Annotated in this window: 19 protein-coding genes and 1 tRNA gene; 9 read left to right on the plus strand and 11 right to left on the minus strand. The window is 72.3% G+C overall.

Annotation, left to right across the window (positions count from 1 at the left end; genetic code table 11):
* Positions 1-191: 191 nt before the first annotated feature.
* Positions 192-1,388, minus strand: coding sequence for a hypothetical protein (locus M8C17_RS21750; RefSeq protein WP_252418378.1), 1,197 nt, complete (start codon positions 1,386-1,388; stop codon positions 192-194).
* 49 nt (positions 1,389-1,437) lie between these two features.
* Entirely contained in the window at positions 1,438-2,058 is a 621-nt protein-coding gene (locus tag M8C17_RS21755; protein ID WP_252418486.1) for an ANTAR domain-containing response regulator, read from the minus strand.
* 95 nt (positions 2,059-2,153) lie between these two features.
* Between M8C17_RS21755 and M8C17_RS21760 the strand changes: the two genes are divergently transcribed.
* The 3 genes from M8C17_RS21760 to M8C17_RS21770 all read left to right on the plus strand — a co-directional run bounded on the left by M8C17_RS21760 (position 2,154) and on the right by M8C17_RS21770 (position 3,840).
* Positions 2,154-2,230 (plus strand) — tRNA-Leu (locus tag M8C17_RS21760).
* A gap of 32 nt (positions 2,231-2,262) precedes the next feature.
* Entirely contained in the window at positions 2,263-3,012 is a 750-nt protein-coding gene (locus M8C17_RS21765) for a transcriptional regulator (RefSeq protein WP_252418379.1), read from the plus strand.
* 177 nt (positions 3,013-3,189) lie between these two features.
* Complete coding sequence (locus M8C17_RS21770; RefSeq protein WP_252418380.1) at positions 3,190-3,840, plus strand: NAD-dependent epimerase/dehydratase family protein; 651 nt, start codon at positions 3,190-3,192, stop codon at positions 3,838-3,840.
* Between the two features lie 18 nt (positions 3,841-3,858).
* Here M8C17_RS21770 and M8C17_RS21775 read toward each other — a convergent pair whose 3' ends face one another.
* Positions 3,859-5,037 carry a PLP-dependent aspartate aminotransferase family protein gene (locus M8C17_RS21775; protein WP_252418381.1) on the minus strand — a complete coding sequence of 393 codons (1,179 nt, stop codon included), beginning with the start codon at positions 5,035-5,037 and terminating at the stop codon, positions 3,859-3,861.
* A gap of 83 nt (positions 5,038-5,120) precedes the next feature.
* On the opposite strand from M8C17_RS21775, the gene M8C17_RS21780 reads away from it, so the two are divergent.
* Both M8C17_RS21780 and M8C17_RS21785 read left to right on the plus strand, forming a co-directional pair.
* Positions 5,121-5,600, plus strand: coding sequence for an Lrp/AsnC family transcriptional regulator (locus M8C17_RS21780; RefSeq protein WP_030334356.1), 480 nt, complete (start codon positions 5,121-5,123; stop codon positions 5,598-5,600).
* Between the two features lie 79 nt (positions 5,601-5,679).
* Complete coding sequence (locus tag M8C17_RS21785; RefSeq protein WP_252418382.1) at positions 5,680-6,690, plus strand: LLM class flavin-dependent oxidoreductase; 1,011 nt, start codon at positions 5,680-5,682, stop codon at positions 6,688-6,690.
* 199 nt (positions 6,691-6,889) lie between these two features.
* Here the strand turns inward: M8C17_RS21785 and M8C17_RS21790 are convergent, their stop codons facing one another.
* Together M8C17_RS21790 and M8C17_RS21795 are read right to left on the minus strand one after the other, a co-directional pair.
* Positions 6,890-9,112, minus strand: coding sequence for a cellulose binding domain-containing protein (locus tag M8C17_RS21790; protein WP_252418383.1), 2,223 nt, complete (start codon positions 9,110-9,112; stop codon positions 6,890-6,892).
* A gap of 331 nt (positions 9,113-9,443) precedes the next feature.
* Positions 9,444-9,830 carry a hypothetical protein gene (locus M8C17_RS21795; protein ID WP_252418384.1) on the minus strand — a complete coding sequence of 129 codons (387 nt, stop codon included), beginning with the start codon at positions 9,828-9,830 and terminating at the stop codon, positions 9,444-9,446.
* A gap of 200 nt (positions 9,831-10,030) precedes the next feature.
* On the opposite strand from M8C17_RS21795, the gene M8C17_RS21800 reads away from it, so the two are divergent.
* Complete coding sequence (locus M8C17_RS21800) at positions 10,031-11,452, plus strand: pyridoxal-dependent decarboxylase (protein WP_252418385.1); 1,422 nt, start codon at positions 10,031-10,033, stop codon at positions 11,450-11,452.
* A gap of 144 nt (positions 11,453-11,596) precedes the next feature.
* Here M8C17_RS21800 and M8C17_RS21805 read toward each other — a convergent pair whose 3' ends face one another.
* Together M8C17_RS21805 and M8C17_RS21810 are read right to left on the minus strand one after the other, a co-directional pair.
* A complete protein-coding gene (locus M8C17_RS21805) occupies positions 11,597-12,574 on the minus strand; it encodes a sulfite exporter TauE/SafE family protein (RefSeq protein WP_252418386.1) in 978 nt (325 codons plus the stop codon).
* Positions 12,575-12,671: 97 nt separating this feature from the next.
* Positions 12,672-13,136 (minus strand): Rrf2 family transcriptional regulator, encoded by a 465-nt coding sequence (locus M8C17_RS21810; protein ID WP_252418387.1) that lies wholly within the window; start codon positions 13,134-13,136, stop codon positions 12,672-12,674.
* 271 nt (positions 13,137-13,407) lie between these two features.
* Between M8C17_RS21810 and M8C17_RS21815 the strand changes: the two genes are divergently transcribed.
* Complete coding sequence (locus tag M8C17_RS21815; RefSeq protein WP_252418388.1) at positions 13,408-14,076, plus strand: YceI family protein; 669 nt, start codon at positions 13,408-13,410, stop codon at positions 14,074-14,076.
* A 60-nt stretch (positions 14,077-14,136) separates the two neighbouring features.
* On the opposite strand, the gene M8C17_RS21820 is transcribed toward M8C17_RS21815, so the two are convergent.
* The 4 genes from M8C17_RS21820 to M8C17_RS21835 all read right to left on the minus strand — a co-directional run bounded on the left by M8C17_RS21820 (position 14,137) and on the right by M8C17_RS21835 (position 18,546).
* Positions 14,137-15,021: an acyl-CoA thioesterase II gene (locus M8C17_RS21820; RefSeq protein ID WP_252418389.1), complete on the minus strand. Its 885-nt coding sequence runs from the start codon at positions 15,019-15,021 to the stop codon at positions 14,137-14,139.
* Entirely contained in the window at positions 15,018-16,466 is a 1,449-nt protein-coding gene (gene pyk, locus M8C17_RS21825) for a pyruvate kinase (RefSeq protein WP_252418390.1), read from the minus strand. The genes M8C17_RS21820 and pyk overlap by 4 nt, the downstream gene beginning before the upstream one ends.
* Positions 16,467-16,665: 199 nt before the next feature.
* Entirely contained in the window at positions 16,666-18,048 is a 1,383-nt protein-coding gene (locus tag M8C17_RS21830) for an FAD-binding oxidoreductase (RefSeq protein ID WP_252418391.1), read from the minus strand.
* A 132-nt stretch (positions 18,049-18,180) separates the two neighbouring features.
* A complete protein-coding gene (locus tag M8C17_RS21835) occupies positions 18,181-18,546 on the minus strand; it encodes a YciI family protein (RefSeq protein WP_252418392.1) in 366 nt (121 codons plus the stop codon).
* 263 nt (positions 18,547-18,809) lie between these two features.
* Between M8C17_RS21835 and M8C17_RS21840 the strand changes: the two genes are divergently transcribed.
* Both M8C17_RS21840 and M8C17_RS21845 read left to right on the plus strand, forming a co-directional pair.
* Complete coding sequence (locus M8C17_RS21840; RefSeq protein ID WP_252418393.1) at positions 18,810-19,130, plus strand: hypothetical protein; 321 nt, start codon at positions 18,810-18,812, stop codon at positions 19,128-19,130.
* Positions 19,127-19,624 carry a hypothetical protein gene (locus M8C17_RS21845; protein ID WP_252418394.1) on the plus strand — a complete coding sequence of 166 codons (498 nt, stop codon included), beginning with the start codon at positions 19,127-19,129 and terminating at the stop codon, positions 19,622-19,624. The genes M8C17_RS21840 and M8C17_RS21845 overlap by 4 nt, the downstream gene beginning before the upstream one ends.
* Positions 19,625-19,643: the final 19 nt, after the last annotated feature.

Raw genomic sequence — 19,643 nt, forward strand, 5'->3', positions numbered from 1 at the left:
CGTCCAGAAGTCCGGTGCCGCCTGGCTGAGACCCGAGGCGGCAACGAACCGGACCGTTCACCCGGTCTGGGGCGGGACGTTATCCCACAAGCGCTACTCACCGTAAGGTGTCGTAGGCGGCATTGACTCAACCGTTACCCGCGGCGGCGCAACTCGCGTTTAAACGTCACATCCACCCACGTCGCGTCTCATCAGGTGGTCGGCAGAGACGCGGACCAGAGGGCGGCCGCCGTTCCGCCGTCGATGGCGATCATCATCCGGCCATCGAGCACCGCGACCGTCGCGGACGTGTCCCCACCAGCGGAAACATCGATCGGCAGGGTCACCGACGCCCAGGTGGTGCCACCGTCGGCGGACCGCCACAGCTGATGGTCGCGGGCCCCCACCGTCATCGCCAGCAGCTCGCCACCACCGCCGGCCACCGCCTCCACCCCGGCCACCGCCCCGGTGCCCGTCGCACCGAACCGCCCGACCGCCCGCCACTCACCGGCGGTCGTCGCCGCGCCCGCACCGGCGGCCCCGGTTTCGCGCGCCCACGCCTGGAAGACACTCCCCCGCACTCCCAGGGCGTACACGACGGAACCGACGCGCAGGAGGCGCTGCACGACCTCGTCCTCGCCCGTCGCCGGGAGCGCCACCCGCGTCCACGCCCGGGCGTCCTCGGAGAACCAGACAAACGGATCACGGTCGGCTCGACCCGCCGGGCGCCCCGCGCCGCTCACCAACCAGCCGTCGGCCGCCGCCAGCGCGTCGGTGGCGAGCGTCGTCAGGGCAGGTTCGCTGGCGAGCGCCGGGGCCTGGTCGACAAGCTGGAAGTCGGCGGCGTCCGGGGAGTGCCAGACCGAGGCACCGCCGGTGCGGGCACCCGCGATCAACCAGCCGTCGCCGCCGCCCGCGATACGGCTCGCGCTGACCGCGTCCGGCCCGCCGTAGAGCTCGAACTCCGCCGGCACCTCGGTCAGGCCGCCGTCGGCGTCCTGCCGCCAGGTCCGTACCCGGGGATTGCCGTGCGCGCCGCCGGCCCTGGCCCCGATGACCGCGACCCGGCCCTCGTGGCAGCCCACGGCGTAGAGGATCGCTCGCTCACCGTAGTAACTGATCGGGTGCAGCGGCAGCGGCGACCAGCTGCGGCCGTCGGTGCTTCGCCACGCGGCCGGCCGGGTCGAGCCGTCGGGGCCGGCGACGGCGCCGACCACATACCACCGGCCCGCGCAGGCGGCCGCGTCGCGCACCACGAGCCGGCCCGGGGCGCCCGGCGGTGCCGGCAGATCGGATGCCTGCCACTGCGGCCGGACCGGCTCGGGAGAGCTCTCGTCGCGGGCGGACCGGCAGCCGGCGAGCAGCGTGACGACAACCCCGAGCACCGCGACCCCACGCCGGACGGACACGCAGGTGATGCTATCGATCCGTCGGCGGACGTGGAGCCCGCCGGACTGGTCAGACGGTCGGCTGCGCCACCTCGCCGCCGGCGGTCTCGGCGAGGATCCGCTCGGCGACCTCCTTCATGGTCATCCGGTGGTCCATCGCCGTGCGCTGGATCCACTTGAAGGCCTGCGGCTCGGTCATCCCGTACGTGGTCATCAGCGCGCCCTTGGCGCGCTCCACCGTCTTGCGGATCTCCAGGCGGTCGGTCAGGCCGGCGACCTCCGCCTCCAGGGCGGCGACCTCCGAGTAGCGCGACAACGCGATCTCGACGGCCGGGACCAGGTCGCTCTTCTGGAAGGGCTTCACCAGGTACGCCATCGCGCCCGCCGCCCGGGCGCGCTCCACCAGGTCACGCTGGCTGAACGCGGTCAGGATGATCACCGGGGCGATCCGGGCACCGGCGATCCGCTCGGCGGCGGCCAGCCCATCCATGATCGGCATCTTGATGTCGAGGATGACGAGATCGGGCTTCAGCTCCTCGGCGAGGCGGACGGCGGTCTCGCCGTCACCGGCCTCCCCCACCACCTCGTAGCCCTCTTCGACCAGCATCTCGGCGAGGTCCAGCCGGATCAGCGCCTCGTCCTCGGCGATCAGTACGCGCCTGCGCTCGGCATCCGTCGGCATCTCGGCCACCAGCCCTACCCCCACCAGTCAGAACCCGACACTGGCCTAGCCGGGTGTCACCGCCCTCAGCGTAGTGGGTAACCTGTCTAGGTCGAATTACGGAGGCCCCTGTACTCCAACCGGAAGAGAGACGGAGCTCAAACCTCCGACAGTGTGGGTTCGAGTCCCACCGGGGGCACCAAAATTGACGTACGCGTGTTCGAAGATGGCGTCATGCACCCGCCCGAAATCCGAGCTCACGCTCGTTTGCTCTACTCGTCCGGGGCCACCATCGCCGACGTCGCCCGCCGCGTGCGACTCCCCTACTACACCGTCCGGCACTGGTGTCGCGAGCCCCCCGCACCTCTCATGCAGGCGACGGCTCTGCGGTGCTTCCGCTGTCGGAAAGACGTCGACAACCCGACAGACGAACCGGCCTACGCCTACCTCCTGGGCCTCTACCTGGGCGACGGCCACCTGGTCACCTCGGCGCGCGTGCCGGTCCTCCGCATCTCGTGCAGTAACACCTGGCCGGGCCTGATCGCCGAGTGCGACACCGCAATGCGCGCGGTGCTTGCCACGAAGGTGCAGCGCGTCCAGCAGCAGGGCTGCGTGAACGTGCAGAGCTACGGCGTGCACTGGCCGTGCCTGCTTCCCCAGCACGGCCCCGGCAAGAAGCACGAGCGGCCGATCGTCCTCGCCGACTGGCAGCGGGCGATCATCGAACGTCACCCCGGCGACTTCCTGCGGGGCCTGTTCCACTCCGACGGCTGCCGGTTCGCCAATCGAGTGACGGTGCGGGGCAAGGTGTACGTCTACCCGCGGTACATGTTCAGCAACGAGTCGGCCGACATCATGGGGCTCTGCCAGTGGGCGCTCGACCTGCTCGGCATCGCCTGGCGGATGAACCGGCCCAACTCGCTGTCGGTGGCGCGACGGCCGGCTGTCGCCGCGCTGGACCGCCACGTCGGCCCAAAGTCGTGACCACCCTTCAGGTTCGGAATGCAGGTTCCTGCGGGATCATCTCGCGGGGTCGCAGCGTCAGGGATGTCCCGACATCAGCGATGACGAGTCGATCAACTGACGTGGGTGCGGCCTGGGACGCTTGTCCAGGCCGGGACGCCCCGGTTGACGAGACCGACGACAGGAGAGTGGGAACCGATGCGCGTGGTGATCTTCGGCGCGACCGGCATGGTCGGCCAGGGTGTGCTGCGGGAGTGTCTGCTCGCCGACGACGTGCGGGAGGTGCTGACCGTCGGCCGGACGCCGACCGGGCAGCGGCATCCGAAGCTGCGCGAGCTCACCGTCGCCGACGTCGGCGACCTGGACGCGGTCCGCGACGAGCTGACCGGTGTCGACGCCTGCTTCTACTGCCTGGGCGTCTCCTCGCTGGGCCTCGACGAGGCGACGTACACCACAGTCAGCTACGACTACCCGCTCGCGGCGGTGCGGCTGCTGGCCGAGGTGAGCCCGAACGTCACCTTCGTCTACGTCTCCGGCGTCGGCACCGACTCCACCCAGCGGGGCCGGGTGATGTGGGCGCGGGTCAAGGGCCGCACCGAGAACGCGGTCCTCGACCTGCTGCCCAACGGCTACGCGGCCCGGCCGGGCTTCATCCAGCCGACGCACGGCGCCGCGTCGCGGACGCGCTGGTACCGGGTGCTCTACGCGGTGACCAGCCCGCTGTTTCCGGTGGTGAGCCGGCTCTTTCCGAACCAGGTGACCAGCACCGACCGACTCGGCCGGGCGATGCTGCGGGTGGCCCGGCAGGGCTCGCCCCGACGGGTGCTGGCCGGCCGGGACCTGACCTGACCCCGAGGGCTCGACCGGTCAGCCGAGCGCGGCGAGCGCCTGCGCGAGGTCGGCCCGCAGGTCCTCGGTGTCCTCCAGCCCGACCGAGAGGCGCAGCAGACCGCCGACGGGCTTCGCGTCGCCCTCCACGGGCCGGTGGGTGAGCGAGGCGGGGTGCTGGATGAGGGTGTCCACGCCACCGAGGGACACCGCGTGGGTGATCAACCGGCAGGTGCCGGCGACGGCGGCCGCGGCGGGCGCGCCGCCGCGTACCTCGAAGGCGAGCAGGCTGCCCGGGCCGGCCATCTGCCGGCCGACCAACGCCGCCGGGTCGTGCACCGACGGGTGGTGCACGCGGTGTACGGCGGGGTGCTCGGCGAGCCAGCCGGCGAGCTTCTCGGCGTTGGCCTGCTGGGCGCGGACGCGCAGCGGCAGGGTCTGCAGCCCGCGGTGCAGCAGGTAGCCGCCGAGCGGGTGCAGGATCGCGCCGGTGACCGCGCGGACCTGGCGCAACCGGGCGCCCCACTCGGCGTCGCAGGCGATGACGCCGGCGAGCACGTCGCCGTGCCCGCCGATGCTCTTGGTGGCGCTGTGCAGCACGAGGGCGGCGCCGTGCCGGGCCGGCTGTTGCAGCACGGGGGTGGCGACGGTGTTGTCGACCAGCAGCGGGACGTCGCCGGCGGCGGTGGCGACGGCGGCGATGTCCACCAGGTCGAGGGTGGGGTTGGCGGGCGTCTCGACGATGACCAGCGCGGTGTCCGGGCGGACGGCGGCGGCGACCTCGTCGGGACGGGCCCAGGTGACGGTGGTGCCGAGCAGGCCGGTGGCGAGCACGTGGTCGGTGCCGCCGTACAGCGGTCGGACGGCGACGACGTGCCGGCGGCCGTCCCGGCCGGCGGCGAGCAGGGCGGCGGTGAGGGCGGCCATGCCACTGGCGAAGGCCACCGCCTGCGCGGTGCCCTCCAGCTCGGCGAGCGCGGTCTCGAACCGGGCCACGGTGGGGTTCCACAGTCGCTGGTAGACGGAGCCGCCCTCGACGGGGCGGAGGCCTCCGGTGGCGAGCTGCTCGTAGGCGTTGCCGCCGTCCTCGACCGACGGCAGGGGGTTGGTGGTGGACAGGTCGATCGGCGGCACGTGCACGCCGAGCGTTCGCAGGTCGTCGCGGCCGGCGTGCACGGCCCGGGTGTCCACCGTTGTCATGGCGGTAGCGTCGAACATCTCCCGGCAGAAGGGCAATGAGCTGGAAGATAATTCTGTCTGGGGTTCTGGTTTTGTTGCGGGGTTCGGACGAGGATGGTGGGGTGCCCCCTGAGCCGAACGATGTGCGGCCGTACCCCGCCCTGGACGAGGTGGACCGCGCGATCCTGACCGAGTTGGCCGCCGACGGCCGGCTACCGAACAACGCCCTCGCCGAACGGGTGGGGGTGGCGCCGTCGACCTGCCTGACCCGCACCCGGGCGCTACGCGAGCGCGGTGCGATCCGTGGTTTCCACGCCGAGGTGGATCCGGCGGCGCTCGGCCTGCCGTTGCAGGCGCTGGTGTCGGTGCGGCTGACCGCGCACGAGCGGGCCGCGGTGGACGCGTTCCGGGCCCGGTCGGTGCGGCTGCCCGGGGTGGTGTCGGTGTTCCACGTCGCCGGTGCGGAGGACTACGTGCTGCACGTGCGGGCCGCGTCGGGGGACGCGCTGCGCGACTTCGTGCTCGACCATCTCGCCGTCGATCCGGTGGTCCAGCACACCCAGACCAGCCTGATCTTCGAACAGGCCCGCGGGATGGGCTGAGCGACGGCGGGGCGGGTGAGTCGGGCGACAATGCCGGCCAGGAGGAACAAAACCGGCCAGCGGCGGGTTGGCTGAGCGTGTGATCACCGTACCGTTGTCTGTTCTTGATCTTGCCCCGGTCGCCAAGGGCACCACCGCCGGCGCGGCCCTGCAGGCCACCACCGAGCTGGCCCGCCGCACCGAGGAGCTGGGCTACCACCGGTTCTGGGTCGCCGAGCACCACAACATGCCGGCGATCGCCAGCTCCGCACCGGCCGTGCTGCTCGCCCACCTGGCCGCGAACACCTCCACGATCCGGCTCGGCTCGGGCGGGGTGATGCTGCCCAACCACGCGCCGCTGGTGGTGGCCGAGCAGTTCGGCACCCTGGAGGCGCTGCACCCCGGGCGGATCGACCTCGGCATCGGCCGGGCGCCCGGCACCGACCAGGTGACGGCGCTGGCACTGCGCCGCACCATGGAGGGGCTCTCCGCCGAGGGCTTCCCGCGTGAGCTGGCCGACCTGATGAACTACTTCAGCGGGGAGCGGCCCGGGCAGATCATCGCCACCCCGGGGCACGGTGAGCAGCCGACGGTCTGGCTGCTCGGCTCCAGCGGCTTCAGCGCGCAGTTGGCCGGCCTGCTCGGCCTGCCCTTCTCCTTCGCGCACCACTTCAGCTCGGCGAACACGCTGCCGGCGCTCGCGCTCTACCGGCAGAACTTCCGGCCCTCGCAGTGGCTGGACAAGCCGTACGCGATGGTCGCCGTCAACGCCGTCTGCGCGGAGACCGACGAACGGGCCGAATGGCTGGCCGGGCCGAGTGCCCTGTCGTTCCTGAAGCTGCGCTCCGGCCGGCCCGAGCCCCTGTCCACGCCCGACGAGGCCGCGGCGTACCCGTACACCGAGATCGAGCGGGAGTTCGTGCTGCAGCGCCGCGACGGTCAGGCGATGGGCTCACCGGAGACGGTCCGCCAGCAGTTGACCGACCTGCAGGAACGCACCGGCGCGGACGAGCTGATGCTGACCACGCTCGTCTACGACGTGCAGGACCGGGTGCGCTCGTACGAGCTGATCGCCGAGCAGGTCGCGGGCCGCCTGCGTCGGGACGCCTGAAACACGATCTTCACGTCAGCGTCACCGCCGCGACCCTGACGGTGCCTAACGTAGGTGCCGGTGGTGGTACGGCATCCCCGGTCGGGACGGGTCGGGAATGCCGCGGTGTGGAGCACCGGGCCGGAGCTGAGCGGATTCCGCGGCTGCGGCCCGGTGCCTGCCACCCTAGGCGACCCTGATCGGCACCACCAGGGTCAGATCAGCGTAGGTAGATGTTCGGGGTGGATGGGGCGGCCATCGCGTCGCCGATGAAGAAGCCCGGATGCGGCGGCTGGTTGTAGGCGGTGTTCTGCCAGGCGATCGCCACCCGGTACTGCGGGTCGTGCATCAGGGTGTGGATCCGGGTGCTGGTCGGGACGGGCGTGCTGTAGACGCGCAACGCCCGGCTGTCGGTGGTCCGCCAGATCACCTCCTCGCGCCAGTCGCCCAGGATGTCCCCGGAGAGCGCCGGCGTCGACTTGGTGCCGTTGTTGGACGCCACGTCGCTGCCGGTGAGCAGCCGGGTCTCACCGTTGGTGCCGTACTTGTCGATCCTCGTTCCGTCGAGCAGTTCCCGCACCGGGTCGCCATCCCACCAGGCGAGGAAGTTGGCCGACGACGGCTTGCGGCCGACGTTCTGCCCCCGCGTGTTGGCCAGCCCGGCGACCGCCGACGACCACGACTCCGCTCCGGGACTGCCCGCCCAGATGTCCGCCGAGACACCCCGGCCGTTGTCGCCGGAGGCCGGCGTGGACCAGAGAATCTGACCGGTACGGGCGTCGGCGAACCAGGAACTGGGCTTGGTCGCGTCCTCGTCGACCTTGAACACCTCCAGGCCGGAACGACTCGGGTCCAGGTCGCCGACGTGCAGGGCGTCACCGTGCCCGTTGCCCGTCGAGTAGAGCAGCCGACCGTTGTCGTCGATGGTGGCGGCACCGTAGACGATCTCCTGGCGGCCGTCGCCGTCGACGTCGGCGACGGAGAGCTGATGGTTGCCCTGACCCGCGGCGGCGCCGTTGCCGGAGGCGTTCGAGTCGAACGTCCAGCGCCTGCGCAGCGTGCCGTCGCGGAAGTCCCAGGCCGCGATCACCGCACGGGTGTAGTAGCCCCGCGCCATGATCAGGGAGGGGCGCTGCCCGTCCAGGTACGCGGTGCCGGCGAGGAACCGGTCCACCCGGTTGCCGTACGAGTCACCCCAGGACGACACCGTGCCGCGCGGTGGGTCGTAGTTCACGGTGGACAGCACGGCGCCGGTCTGTCCGTCGAACATGGTCAGGTACTCGGGGCCGGCGAGCACGTAGCCGCCGGAGTTGCGGTGGTCCGCCGAGGCGGAACCGATCACCTGGCCGGTGCCCGAGCGGGTGCCGTCGGCGGTCTTCATGGCCACCTCGGCCCGCCCGTCGCCGTCGTAGTCGTACACCTGGAACTGGGTGTAGTGGGCGCCGGCGCGGATGTTGCGGCCCAGGTCGACGCGCCACAACCGGGCCCCGGCGAGGGTGTACGCGTCGACGTGGACGACGCCCGTGTAGCCGGACTGGGAGTTGTCCCTGGCGTTCGACGGCTCCCACTTGAGCACGATCTCGTAGCGTCCGTCGCCGTCGAGATCGCCGACGGAGGCGTCGCCCGCGCTGTAGGTGTAGCTCTCCCCGCTGGGGGTGGTGCCGCCCGGTGGCACCTGCAACGGCACGTCCAGGTAGCCGGCGCCGAACTGGAGGGCGGGCGCCGACGCGGCCTGCTCGACGCCGCCCACCACTGCGCGGACGGTGTACGCCGAGCCGGCCGCCGCACCGCTGTCGAGGTACGTGGTGGCGCCGGTGATCGGGCTGGCGTTGACCCGGGTGGAACCTCGGTAGAGGTTGAACGCGACGCCGGAGGTCTCGGTGCCGAGCAGCCTCCAGGAGACCAGGTTGCCGCTGCCGGAGCGGACGCTGACCAGCCCCCGGTCCAGGTCCTCCATCTGCAGGGCTCCAGCCGAGGGCGGCGGTGCGGTGGTGGGCGGCGGGGTGCTCGGCGGTGGAGTGGTGGGTGCGGCTCCGGTGCAGGTGACGCCGTTGAGCGCGAAGCTGGTCGGCGCCGGGTTGCTGCCGGTCCACGAGGCGTTGAAGCCGAACCCCGCGGTGCCGTTGGTGGCGATGACGGCGTTGTGGTCCACGTTGCGCGCGGTGACCTGGGCGCCGGACTGGCCGACGGCCGCGTTCCACGCCTGCGTGACCTGCTGGCCCGAGCCGTACGACCAGGTGAGGGCCCAGCCGGTGACCGGGTCGCCGAGGTTGGTGACGGTGACGTTGGCGCCGAAGCCGCCCTGCCACTGGTTGGTGACCTGGTAGTCGACCCGGCAGCCGCTGGCGGCGGCCGAGGCGACGACCGCACCGACGACGCCGGCCGCGACGGCTGTCACGGTCATGGCGGCGAGCAGGATCATCCGCTGTCTGGACGGGTGCATGAACTGCCTCCGGGGATCCGGTGATCGCTGCCCGTCCTCCGGCCTGCCCGGTGAGCACGGTGGACTCGTCCACCGCGACCGCGGCGAGCGGCGATCTGATCGGGGTTGAACGCCCTGGAACTCACGGATCCGACTCAAGGCGCATCGTAAGGCAAGCGCTTTCCGCCGCGCAACATCGGTGACCGTCGTCTCGCTGAGCGCCTGCGGAATTGCCGGCGGATCGACCGACATTGCCGACCGCCGCACCCCCTCGTCAGATCAGCAGAAAAGGCGGAACCCGGCCCGCAGGTGCATTCACCGCCGGGCCGGGCGCCTGGGTTTGCCTACCGAATCAGCAGTTCTGGTTGACGACCCGAGCAGAATTGCCGTCAGAAATGCGAATCCACTTGTAGGCGGCCGACGTCTGGAGCAGATCACCGTAGTAACGGTAGTAGTTACCGGTGCACTGCAGCGCGAACGTGTCCGTGTCCCTCTTGTACTTCGTGGAGACCTCACCCGGCTTGAGCAGGTAAGACGTGCCACAGGAACCGGTACCGTCGCACCAGTCCGCAATTGTCACCGGGTGTGCCGAGTCGTTGCGCACCACTCCGCAACCGGCAATTGAGCAGTTACCCGCCAACGCGGGGCCAGCTCCGGTCAACGTCGTACCGGCCACCGCGACGGTCGTCAGGAATCCGGCCATCGCCAGCCGAACAGCCTTCCGGGATGCCACCTTCACTGATTGTCCACCTTCCATGTATCAAATCCCCCGAGCCATCGAACCTAGTAGCTGGGGATTGCTGGGTCAACAGGCCCGCGACACCGATTTGGTGTTACCGGGGGTGGCAATACGGCACGGGTTGTGTTATCGATGCTGGCCTGTCTGACGTCTTGCCCCGCGGCGGGCGCACCTGATCGACTCGTCGGATGGTTGCCCACATGACCCCCGACGAGTTTCGTCGCGCTGGCCACGCCGTCGTGGACTGGATCGCCGACTACTGGGCGACGCTGGAGCAACGACCCGTCACCCCGGCCGACCCGCCGGGCACCGTGGCAGCCGCCCTGCCGGCCACGCCGCCCACCGCCGGCGAACCCGTCGAGGCGGTTCTCGCCGACCTGGACGCGATCGTCGTACCGGGGCTGACCCACTGGCAGCACCCGGGCTTCTTCGGCTACTTTCCGGCGAACACCTCCGGCCCCAGCGTGCTCGGCGACCTGGTCAGCTCCGGGCTCGGCGTGCAGGGCATGCTCTGGGCCACCAGCCCCGCCTGCACCGAGCTGGAGACCGTGCTGATGGACTGGCTGGCGCAACTGCTGGACCTTCCGTCGCGGTTCCGCTCGACCGGCGCCGGTGGCGGGGTCATCCAGGACTCGGCCTCCTCGGCGACCCTGGTGGCGACCCTGGCCGCGCTGCACCGGGCCAGCGGGGGCCGCTGGCGCGAGACCGGCATCGACCGGCGCTACCGCGCCTACACCTCCACACACGGGCACTCCTCCATCGAGAAGGCCGCGCGGATCGCCGGGCTGGGCAGCGACGGGGTCCGCGCGATCGAGGTGGACCCGGAGACCCAGGCGCTCCGGCCGGCCGCACTGCGAGCGGCGATCGAGGCCGACCTCGCCGCCGGGGACGTGCCCGCCATCGTGGTGGCCACCATCGGCACCACCTCCACCACCGCCGTCGACCCGGTGGCGGAGATCGGCGCCGTCTGCGCCGAGTACGGGATCTGGCTGCACGTGGACGCCGCGTACGCCGGTGCCGCCGCCGTCTGCCCCGAGCTGCGCTGGTCGCACAACGGTCTGGAGTACGCCGATTCGTACTGCTTCGACCCGCACAAGTGGCTGCTCACCGGCTTCGACTGCGACGCGTTCTGGGTGGCCGACCGCGGCGAGCTGGTCGAGGCGCTGACCGTGCTGCCGGAGTTCCTGCGCAACGCGGCCAGCGAGTCCGGCGCGGTCATCGACTACCGGGACTGGCAGGTCCCGCTGGGCCGCCGGTTCCGGGCGCTGAAGCTGTGGTTCGTGCTGCGCTGGTACGGCGTGGAGGGGCTGCGGGCGCACATCCGCTCCGGGGTGGCGCTGGCCGCCCGGTTCGCCGACCGGATCCGGGCCGACGACCGGTTCGAGCTGGCCGCGGCGCACCCGTTCTCGCTGGTCTGCTTCCGGCTGTGCGCCGACGACGACGCCAACACCGAGCTGCTGACCCGGATCAACCGCACCGGGCGGGTCCACCTGACGCACACCCGGGTCGCCGGCCGGTACACGCTGCGACTGGCGGTCGGTTCACCGCAGACCACCGAACGGCACGTCGACGAGGCGTGGACGCTGCTCGTCGACACCGCCGACGAACTGCTGGCCCGCTGACCGGCGTCAGTCGCGTCCGGCAGACTCCATCGAGCGCGATACCTGTGCGTCATGGTGATGACTCACAGGTATCGCACCGCCGCCGAACCGTGGCGGGTCTCCTGAACCGGCCGACGTGGCGGGCGGCGCCCGTGGTCGCCAGGGTCAACGGGCGGTCGGCGTACCGGCGGCGGTCAGGCGGACCGGCGCGGCGTCGCCAGCCACGCCCGGCCGGCCGGGCGTCGGGACCGGGGCCGGCGGCGGCGGGGCGGTGGCGACGCGGGCGTCACGGGTACGCAGGAGCGCCCGCACGGCCAGCACGAGTGCGGCCACCCAGCCGGCGACCAGGACGGCGTAGAGCACGGGGCGGACCGGGCCGTCCAGCCCTGCGGACCGGATCAGGGTGCGGGCGTTGGTCAGCACGATCACGCCACCGATCGCCGCGCCGAGCAGTTGGGCCGGCACGATGCGCACCAGCCAGGCGGCCAGCGGGGCGGCGATGAGCCCTCCGATGAGCAGGGCGGCCACGGTGGGGAGCAGGAACCCCTCTGTGCCCAGCCCGATCAGGAAGCCGACGCTGGCCGAGCCGGCCACCACGAACTCGGCGGTGTCCACCGAGCCGATCACCTTGCGCGGCTCCATCCGGCCGGAGACCAGCAGCGCCGGGGTGGCCACCGGGCCCCAGCCCCCGCCGCCGGTGGCGTCGACGAAGCCGGCGACCAGGCCGAGCGGGCCGAGGAAGCGCCCGCGCAGCCGCCCGCCGGCCCGGTTGGTTCGCAGCGGTCGGGCGAAGCGCACCAGCAGGTACGCGCCGAGCGTGAAGAGGATGCCGGCCATCCACGGCGCGGCCGACTCGGTGGAGATCGAGCTGAGCAGGGTCGCGCCGGCGAACGCGCCGATCGCGCCGGGCAGGGCGATGCGGGTCACCACCCGCCAGTCGACGTTGCCGAACCGCCAGTGCGCCACCCCGGCGGCGAGCGTGGTGCCGATCTCGGCCAGGTGCACCGACGCGGAGGCGGCGGCCGGGGAAACCCCGACGACCAGCAGCAGGGTGGACGACGTCAGCCCGTACGCCATGCCGAGCGAGCCGTCGACGAGCTGCGCGGCGAGCCCGACCAGAGCGAGGACCAGCAGCTTGCGCACGAGCGCCCCCTTTTCGGCATCTCCTATCGACTTGGTCGACAATGCGGCACGGAGAGGCCCGGGTCAAGGGTCTGATCGGTGGATGGGACGCCGGCGGTCAGATCCAGGCGCGGGGGTCGGCCGCCAGCTCGGTGACCCGGGCGGGCAGCGTGCCGGCGGCCACGTCGGCGACGCTGACCAACTCCAGGATCTCGCGCTCGCTGGCGCGCAGCGCGATCCAGACCTCCTGGAGCGCGCGTGCCGGACCGTGGTAGCCGAGCTGCTCCGGGCGCTGCCCGCGTACGTGCGCGAGCGGCCCGTCGATCACCCGGATCACGTCGGCCAGCGAGATCTCCTCGGCCGGGCGGGCCAGCCAGTAGCCGCCCTCCGGGCCGCGCTGCGCATGCACGATGCCGCCCCGGCGCAGCTGGAGCAGGATGCTCTCCAGGAACTTCGGCGGGATCTCCTGCGCCCGGGCGATCTGCTCGGCGGTGACCGGCCGGCCCCGCCCCGGGCCACTGGCCGTCGCGGCGAGCTCGGCGGCCGCGCGGAGGGCGTAGTCGACCCGGGCGGAGAGGCGCATGCCGGCAAGGTTAGCCCTCCGCCCGGCCAGCCGGACGGGCGACCCTGGGCCGATCGGCCACGCATCGACGACAACCGCGTCTGTTCGTACGCGTCGCCCCGGGCCGTCCAGGAATGGTGAAGTGCGTCATGAACCACCGTTAGGTGGGGCCCGAAACGCCGCTCGGGAGCGTCCCTATGCTGGGCGTGAAGTGCGACTGTCTGACCGTTTGCGCGACGCTCCGGCAGATATTGATAAACACCCGTGTGCAGCTCGGGGGGAAGGCAACACGATGACCGATATCGCGACACGCACCTGGGATGGAATGACCATCCCGGTGGCCGGCACCTATCGTCTCGATCAGGCGCACAAGCGGATCGGTTTTCTGTCCCGGCACATGATGGTGAGCCCGGTACGCGGCGAGTTCGCCGAGGCGACGGCCCAGATCTCGGTGGCCGAGGATCCTCTGCTCTCCTCGGTGACCGCGACCATCCAGACGGCGAGCATCACCACCGGCAGCGTCGACCGGGACACGCATCTGACGAGTGCCGACTTCCTCGACGTGGAGCGCTATCCCACTCTCGAATATCGAAGCACGGGCATCAACTGGAAGGGCAACGAGGACCCGATCTTTCAGTGGGCCCGGCTACGAAACCACCGTCTCGGCGCACGAGGCAGACGTCACAATGTGCCCCCGCAGCCAGAGCCCGCTCCCGGCCGATTCGTGCTCAGCGGTGAGTTGACAATCAAGGGGATCACCCGGCCGGTCGACCTTCAGGTGAATTTCGGTGGCGCCCGTCGTGATCCGTACGGGCAGAACATCTTCGGATTCAGCGCGACGGCCGACATCAACCGCGAGGACTACGGCCTGCTCTGGAACGTGGCGCTGGAAAGTGGCGGAGTTCTGGTGGGCAGGACGGTGCAGATCGAAATCGCTGGCGAGGCCATCCATCAGCCGTGACGCCTGCGTCCGGACAGTGATCCCCGCCGGGTGAGCACCCGGCGGGGATGACCGACAGCATCAGGCGCCGACGCGGCGCAGCAGACCCTCCTGGACGGCGCTGGCGATCTGCCGGCCGTCGGTGGTGAACATCCGGCCGGTGGCCAGCCCTCGCGCGCCGGACGCCGACGGGCTCCAGCAGTCGTAGAGGAACCACTCGTCGGCGCGGAACGGCCGGTGGAACCAGAGCGCGTGGTCGAGGCTCGCACCGACCACACCGCCGGGCCCCCACACCTCGCCGTGCACGGAGAGCACCGAGTCCAGCAGGGTGAGGTCCGAGGCGTAGGTGAGCGCGCAGGCGTGCAGCAGCGGGTCGTCCGGCAGCTTGCCGTCGATGCGCATCCAGACCCGCTGGTGCGGGTCGGCGGGCCGGTCACCGGGGCGGACCCAGCCGGGCTCGCCGACGTAGCGCACGTCGATCGGACGCGGGATCTGACCCCAGATGCCCAGCCGCTCCGGGTAGCGGGACAGCCGATCGGTCATCGTCGGCACGTCCTGCGGCGACGGCACCTCCAGCGGGGCCGGGGCCTGGTGGTCCAGACCCTCCTCGGCCCGCTGGAAGGACGCCGACATGAAGAAGATCGGCTTGTCGTGCTGGAGCGCGACCGCGCGGCGGACCGAGAAGGACCGGCCGTCGCGGATGTTCTCCACCTGGTACTCGATCGGCTCGACCGGGTCGCCCGGCCGGACGAAGTAGCCGTGCAGCGAGTGCACGAACCGCTCCGGGTCGACCGTGCGGCCGGCGGCGACCAGGGCCTGACCGGCGACCTGGCCGCCGTACACCCGCTGCGGACCGACCGGCGGGCTCATCCCCCGGAAGGTCATCTCGCCGGTCGGGTCGAGGTCGAGCACCTCCAGGAGCTGGTCCACCGCCGCCTGGCCGACCGCGACCGGGCTGTCGCTCACTGCAGCGCCCGCGCCGACGCCGCGTCGACCAGCGAGCCGAGCTGGTGTACGCGCAGCGTGTTGGTCGAGCCGGGGGTGCCGGGCGGGCTGCCCGCCACGATCACCACGTAGTCGCCCGGGTTGGCCCGGTTGAGACCGAGCAGCGCCTCGTCGACCTGGCGGAACATGTCGTCGGTGTGCTGCACGAACGGCATCAGGAAGGTCTCCACGCCCCAGGTCAGGGCGAGCTGGCTGCGCACCTCGGGGACCGGGGTGAAGGCCAGCAGCGGCAGGTCGCAGTGCAGCCGGGACAGCCGACGGACGGTGTCACCGGTCTGCGAGAAGGCGACCAGCGCCTTGGCGTTGATGGCGCGGGCGATCGACGAGGCGGCCACGGTGAGCGCGCCACCGTGGGTACGCGGGTCGTGCTGCAACCGGGGCACGCCGATCGAGCCGGACTCGGTGGTCATCACGATCTTGGCCATGGTGCTGACGGTCAGGACCGGGTACTTGCCGACGCTGGTCTCGCCGGACAGCATCACGGCGTCCGCGCCGTCGAGGACCGCGTTGGCCACGTCGGAGGCCTCCGCCCGGGTAGGGCGGGAATTCTCGATCATGGAGTCGAGCATCTGGGTGGCCACGATGACCGGCTTGGCGTTCTCCCGGCAGAGCTGCACGGCCCGCTTCTGCACCAGCGGAACCTGGTCCAGCGGCATCTCGACACCGAGGTCACCACGGGCGACCATGACGCCGTCGAAGGCCAGCACGATGGCCTCGAGGTGCTCCACCGCCTCCGGCTTCTCGACCTTGGCCAGCACCGGCCGGAACACGCCCTCCTCGGCCATGATGCCGTGCACGAGCTTGATGTCCTCGGCGGAGCGGACGAAGGAGAGGGCGACCAGGTCGACGCCGAGCCCCAGGGAGAAGCGCAGGTCCTCGGCGTCCTTCTCCGACATGGCCGGCACGCTGACCGCCACGTTGGGCAGCGAGACGCCCTTGTTGTTGGAGACCGGCCCACCCTCGGTGACCAGGCAGCGGATGTCGTTGCCCGTGACGTCGGTGACCTCGACGGCGACCCGGCCGTCGTCGATCAGCAGGCGGTCACCGGGCTTCACCTCGTGCGGCAGCCTGGTGTACGTGCAGGAGACCCGCTCCTTCGTGCCGATGATGTCGTCGCCGGTGATCACGACCGAGTCGCCGGTGCGCCACTCGTGCGGGCCGTCGGCGAACTTGCCGAGCCGGATCTTGGGACCCTGGAGGTCGGCGAGGACGGCCACCGGCTTACCGGCCGCCTCGGACGCCTCCCGGACCAGTCGGTAGACCGCCTCGTGGTCGGCGTGGCTGCCGTGGCTGAAGTTGAGCCTGGCCACGTTCATGCCGGCCTCGACGAGGCCCCGGATGCGCTCCGGGGACGAGGTGGCGGGACCAAGAGTGCAGACGATCTTCGCGCGGCGTGTCACGCCCATCAGGCTAGTCTCTCCTTCGGGTCGGACTCGGGGCCGACCCCTTGCAGGCAGCGGAACAGTTGTCCAACGACGCGCGGTGCGCGTCGGGCCGGCGGGCGGAACCGCACCGGGAACGTTGTGGCGACGGGCATCGGCGACCGCGCGCCGGGAATCGTACGCCTCTGCCGCCGCACACCCTCGGGGTGCTCCCGCCGGCCGCTCACCCGGCGTGCCCCACCGGCGGCAGGGTGGGCACCGCGGTGAGCAGGTCACGCGGGTCGTAGCGCCGCTTGGCCCGGCGCAGCCGCGCCCAGTTCGCGCCGTAGGCCGACCGGACCCGGTCGGTCTCCTCCGGGGCGAGCAGGTTGGGGTAGCCACCGGGCAGGGCGTGCGGGGCGAGCGCCGCCGAGGTGCGCTCGGCCCAGTCCCGGTGCGGCCCCACCACCCCGCCCGGTGGCCACACGGCGATGATCTCGGTCAGCAGGTGGTCGGCGCGCAGGCCGAACGCCGTGTCGGCGAGCCGGACCCGGCTGGCCGCGCCGTGGAAGTGGTGCAGGGCCAGCGCGGAGAACGGCGAGCTGACCTGCCGGGCGGCGTCGACCAGCACGTCGACCGCGCCGTCGGTGAGGGTGGGCAGCCAACGGGTCCGCAGCAGGTAGTGGTTGCCGTCGACCATCCCGCCGTCGAACATCCGCAGCGCCTCCGCGTACGGCAGCGGGCCGACCTGGTCGAGCAGCGGAACGCCCAACGCGCGCAGCCGGTCCACCCACGGGCGACCCAGGTCCAGGTCCGGGCCGCTGTAGAACGGGCAGACGAAGATCACCGGCTCGCCGGCCGGGCCGGGCAGGAAGCCCGCCATCACGGTGAGCTCGTCCGGGGCCTCGGCGAGGAGCGCGGCGTACCCGCGCAGGACGGCGGGCGCCTCGGAGAGCGCGAACATGATCATGCCGGCCAGGACGGCGGGCAGCCGGTGCGCCCGGTAGCGCAGCGCGGTGACGACGCCCAGGTTGCCGCCGCCACCGCGGAGCGCCCAGTACAGCTCGGCGGCGTGGTCGGCGTCGGCGGTGACCCGGCGGCCGTCGGCGAGAACCACCTCCGCCCCGATCAGGTTGTCCAGGGCCAGACCGAACCGGCCGCACAGCGGGCCGTACCCGCCGGCGAGGGTCAGCCCGGCCATTCCCACATCGCGGACCACCCCGGTGGGCACCACCAGGTCGTACGGGCCGGCGGCGGTCAGCAGGTCGTCGGCGGTCGCGCCGCCGGCCACCGTCACCGTGGCCGCGTCCGGGTCGACCTGGACCGCGCGCAGACCGGTCAGGTCGAGCACCAGGCCGCCGTCGCGCAGTGCCCGGCCGGCCCAGTCGTGCCCGCCGGAACGGACCGACAGTGGCAGGTGACAGCGGGCCGCGATGCCGACGACGCTGGCGACCTCGTCGGCGTCCAGGCACCGGGCGACCAGCGCGGGCGCACGCTCCACGGCGGCGTTCCACAGGCGGGTGGCGGCGACGAACCCGGGATCGCCCGGCTCGTGGAGCCGGTCACCGAGCAGAGCGCGCAGCCGGGCGGTGGCCGAGGCGACATCGGGGGTGGCGGCGGAGCTCATGGCGACTCCTCGACCGGGGCCGGTCGACGACGCGGGGTGCGCCCCGACGGTGGTCCTCGGTGGGCGCGACCGTAGCACCGGCGGGCCGCCGACCGCCGTCACCATCACGACAGGCGCCGATGGCTCGATCGGTCAGCTCTGGGCCTTGGCCAGCGGAAACTCCAACGAGCCCGCCGGGCAGAGGAAGGTCAGCACGTCCAGCCGGTAGAGCCCGGCCTGCACCGCCGGGTCGGCCTCCAGCACGCTGCGCACGTCCTCGACGCTGCCGGTGCGGGCCAGCCCGAAACCGATCGGCGGCTCCGGGTTGTTGGTCGTCCCGTCGATCGAGCCGGCGACGAGGATGATCCCGCGGCGCTGCAACGCCTGCATGTGCTCGGCGTGCTCGGCCTGCAACCGCTGCACGGTCTCGGGGGGCAGGGCCCGTCCGGCCGCGCCGGGATAGATCACGACGCACTCGTACGTGTCGAGCGCGAAGTCGACCTGCGGCACTCCCGCCATGGGTGCTCCCTCCGCCGTCGGCCGGGAACCCACCGGCCCGGCTGCCCGGACCGGCGTCACCGGCACGCGCCCAGCGTCGCACGCCGGTGGCGGTCGCACCTGTCGCTCCGCTCAACTGGCCCCGGTCGGGCCTGGCGGTGGCCGCGCGACGCGGTGGTCGCCTCCCGACGATCAGGCCGCTGGTGGCCATCCGACACGTCGGCCGAGCCGGTGCCGGCACCGACTACGGTGGACGGTCCGGACGGCGGCGGTGGGAGGTCGGGATGCGCGACGACGAGCCGGCGGCGGGCACGCTGCCGTACGTCGAGGTCACCGACGAGGCGTACGCGGCGCAGGCCGCGGCGGGCTTCACGGTGCGGGAGTTCGGGTTCGCGGTGCTGCTCAGCGGGCGGTGCCCCCGCTGCGACCACACGATGACCAGCACGGTGGTCGACGAGCTGTTCCGGCGGGAGACGCCGGCTGCCGCCCCGGACCCGGGCTACCGGACGGTGCTCTGCGAGTGCGAGGCCGACCATCCGTCGCGCCCCGCCGGGCTGCGCGGCTGCGGCGCGTACTGGACGCTGCGGCTGGAGGTCGAGGCGTGATCCGGCTCCGCCCGGGGCCGCCCGCGACCGTCGACGACCTGCACCGGGCGCAGCAGCTGGCCGGGTTGCTGCGCGGCGAGTTGGAGCGGGTCCGCGCGGCGGCGGTGGCCTGGCGCAACGGCCTTGGCGGGCTGCTGGTGGCGCTCGTCGGGTTCAGCCTGATCCGGGGCCGCACCGACGTCACGACGCTCGCGCCGGGGTGGGGTGCGCTGGTGGGGGTCCTGCTGCTCGCCGCGCTGGTGGCGGGCGTGGGCGGGGCGCTGGCGCTGCTGCGCGCGGCGCACGGCCGGCTGGCGGTGACCCCGGTGGCGGCGCTTCCGCCGACCCCGCTCGGCGACCACCTGGAGGCGATGGCGGCGGTCCGGTCGCTGCGGACCGGGGTATGGCTCGTGCTGCTCTGCACCGCGCTGCTCGTCGCCGCGGTGGGCGTGACCTGGTACGCGCCCGCCCGCCACGATCCGCCAGCCGCCGTCTCCACCGGGCCAACGCGGTAACTCCGCACCGGGTGGCGGC

Origin of the sequence: Micromonospora sp. RHAY321, assembly GCF_023896955.1 — a bacterium.
In the GTDB taxonomy this organism is placed as follows: domain Bacteria; phylum Actinomycetota; class Actinomycetes; order Mycobacteriales; family Micromonosporaceae; genus Micromonospora.